At 57.8% G+C, this 2,459-nt stretch carries 1 protein-coding gene, 1 tRNA gene and 1 pseudogene; 1 reads left to right on the forward strand and 2 read right to left on the reverse strand.

The annotated features are described in order from the left end of the window. Positions 1–146 precede the first annotated feature (146 nt). Positions 147–223: transfer RNA gene (locus HMPREF2914_RS24545), tRNA-Asp, on the forward strand. 654 nt (positions 224–877) lie between these two features. On the opposite strand, the gene HMPREF2914_RS31955 is transcribed toward HMPREF2914_RS24545, so the two are convergent. Further along, positions 878–2,077: an IS30 family transposase gene (locus HMPREF2914_RS31955; RefSeq protein ID WP_114584052.1), complete on the reverse strand. Its 1,200-nt coding sequence runs from the start codon at positions 2,075–2,077 to the stop codon at positions 878–880. A 19-nt stretch (positions 2,078–2,096) separates the two neighbouring features. Further along, positions 2,097–2,459, reverse strand: a pseudogene (locus HMPREF2914_RS31960) (IS3 family transposase); the annotation flags it as partial.

Consider the following 2,459-nt stretch of genomic DNA (forward strand, 5'->3'; position numbering starts at 1 on the left):
GGTCGCGGGTTCGAGTCCCGTCCGCTGCGCCATTCACTTCCCCTCCCGAGTTCACCACCCCGAACTCGCCGTCTTCCGCCAGAAGGCGGGCAGCCAGGCTGCAACGAGAGGAAGTCGCTTTACCGGGCATCTTGCCCAGCCGACGCGCAGCGGTAGTTCAGTCGGTTAGAATACCGGCCTGTCACGCCGGGGGTCGCGGGTTCGAGTCCCGTCCGCTGCGCCATTTTCAAATTGCCCCTGGAGAAATCCGATAAGGTCTTGAAGGGTAAGGATAAATCGGCGGTTCTAAACCCCGATCCACGCACATAGGCAAGACGGTCGAGAAAGACCAGTTTCAGGACTGTACGCTTATCCTCAAAACGCTCGGAAGCCCAGAGTTTGCAAGGGTTTCCGAGAAAGTCAAAAGCGGTTCTAAGTGTCTGGTCAAAGCTCCGCACTGGACGCCCGCATCGAGCGATCTGCTCACCGATAACGATCCGTTGTTCCTCCAGCTTCCGAATCCGGTCTTCGTATGTCCGGATGACTGACGGCATATCCGTATCCGTGATTCGATCAAGGAACTGTCCGACCTGGCGTTCGATTTTCGCCATCTCGCTTTTCAGGTTCCGCACCCGAGCCTCGCTCATCGCCAGACGATGGTTCCACAATTCCTCGAACATCTTCTGGGCGATCTTGAACAGCCCCGGTGTGGGCTGTACGGCACGCAGGAGCGCTTCAAATTCACTCTCCAGTACATCGCGCTTGATGGACTTGCCGTAGCTCGCACAACCCCGCTTGTGGCAGAGATAGTAGGGGTAGCGTGAATGCCGCAGCTCACGCGCCACATCCAGAACTGACCATCCGTTGCGACGGGACAGCATGTTGAGCGCAGGTGGATTCAATCGGCCGTCGCAGCACTGGGTTGCTGAATAGATGTTAGATAGTCGTTCAGTACCTCGGCAGGTGTTTTCCAGCCGAGCGTTTTCCTGGGTCTAGTGTTCAGCGTATGGGCTACGGCTTGGATCTCTTGGTAACTCCAACGAGACAGGTCGGTGCCTTTCGGGAAATATTGCCGTAGAAGACCGTTTGTATTCTCGTTCGTACCGCGCTGCCATGGACTGTGAGGGTCGGCAAAGAAGACTTTTACTCCAGACTCAATGGTAAAGCGGACGTGATCCGATAACTCCTTTCCACGATCCCAAGTCAATGATCGCCACAGCTGAACGGGTAAGCCAGTCACGGCCCTCTTCAATGCATTGGTCATGGTGACAGCACCGTAGCCAGCAAGAGCGGGGCCGTTCTTCGTCCGGGGAGTCAGCCCGTAACCTTCCTCGCGAGGCAGATGAACGAGCATGGTAAATCGGCTTGAGCGCTCGACCAGCGTCCCGATGGCGGATCGGTTCAGGCCAATGATCAGATCACCCTCCCAATGCCCTGGTAAGGCACGATCCTCCACCTCAGCAGGACGGCTGGAAATCATGACATCCTCGCTGACATGCGCCCATGCTTTGGCCTGCGCCCTGGCTCTTGGTACGCGCAACGCCCGCCCAGTACGCAGGCAACTCACCAGTTCATGCTTGAGAGCGCCTCGCCCTTGAATGTAGAGAGCCTGATATATGGCTTCGTGAGAAATACGCATGGACTTGTCATCCGGGAAGTCGATTTGCAGCCGGTTGGCAATCTGTTCGGGTGACCAACCATTGACCCATTTACGGTCACCACGATGTGGTTTATTTCGTCCCTTGAATGGTGCCTGTAGAGGACCGGCAATCTCACGGCCATTAGCGTTATGAACCTTGCCTTCCAAGCGCTCTTGCACGTAATGGCGCAGTTGCGGGTTGGTCACCAATCTCGCCGGCTTCGGTCTCTTGGCAACCAATTCCGCCTTCCACTGCGCGACTGAAGCGCGATACTCGAGCCGGCCGCTACGAGTTGCTGCGTTACGAGTCAGCTCCCGTGAAATGGTCGACGGACTTCGTCCAAGACGGCGAGCAATCTCACGCACACCAACACTTTGCGCCCGGAGCAGCCCGATCTCTTCTCGCTCAGCGAACGACAAGTACCTTCCTGATATGTGGTTCGACATGAATAATGGCATTCCGCCGCGATGACGGAACCAGCGTGTGCCTACCGCCTTGCGCCCAGACGTAGGTGATGTCGCCACACCACACCTGATTGGGATGCTCGGTCGCGAATTCGCGGTTCAGCCGATTCGGGATATCCGGCCGCTCAACCGTGGCCTGTTTGTAGGCGTGCGAGCCCGGTTGCTTGCTAACCAGGCCCAGCTCACGCATCAACCGACGCACTCGGAAACGGCCGATGGTCACGCTCTCTTCGCGCAGCATGCCCAGAATGCTGCGGCTGCCGGCCGAGCCCCGACTCTGGCTGAACAACTGGTTGACCTGGCTGCGTAGCGCCACGCGGCGAGCATCGACACGCAGCCGTTGAAGACGGTGGACGTAGTAGCAAGACCGCGCCAC

It is taken from the genome of Pseudomonas sp. HMSC067G02, from assembly GCF_001813485.1.
GTDB lineage: Bacteria > Pseudomonadota > Gammaproteobacteria > Pseudomonadales > Pseudomonadaceae > Pseudomonas > Pseudomonas aeruginosa.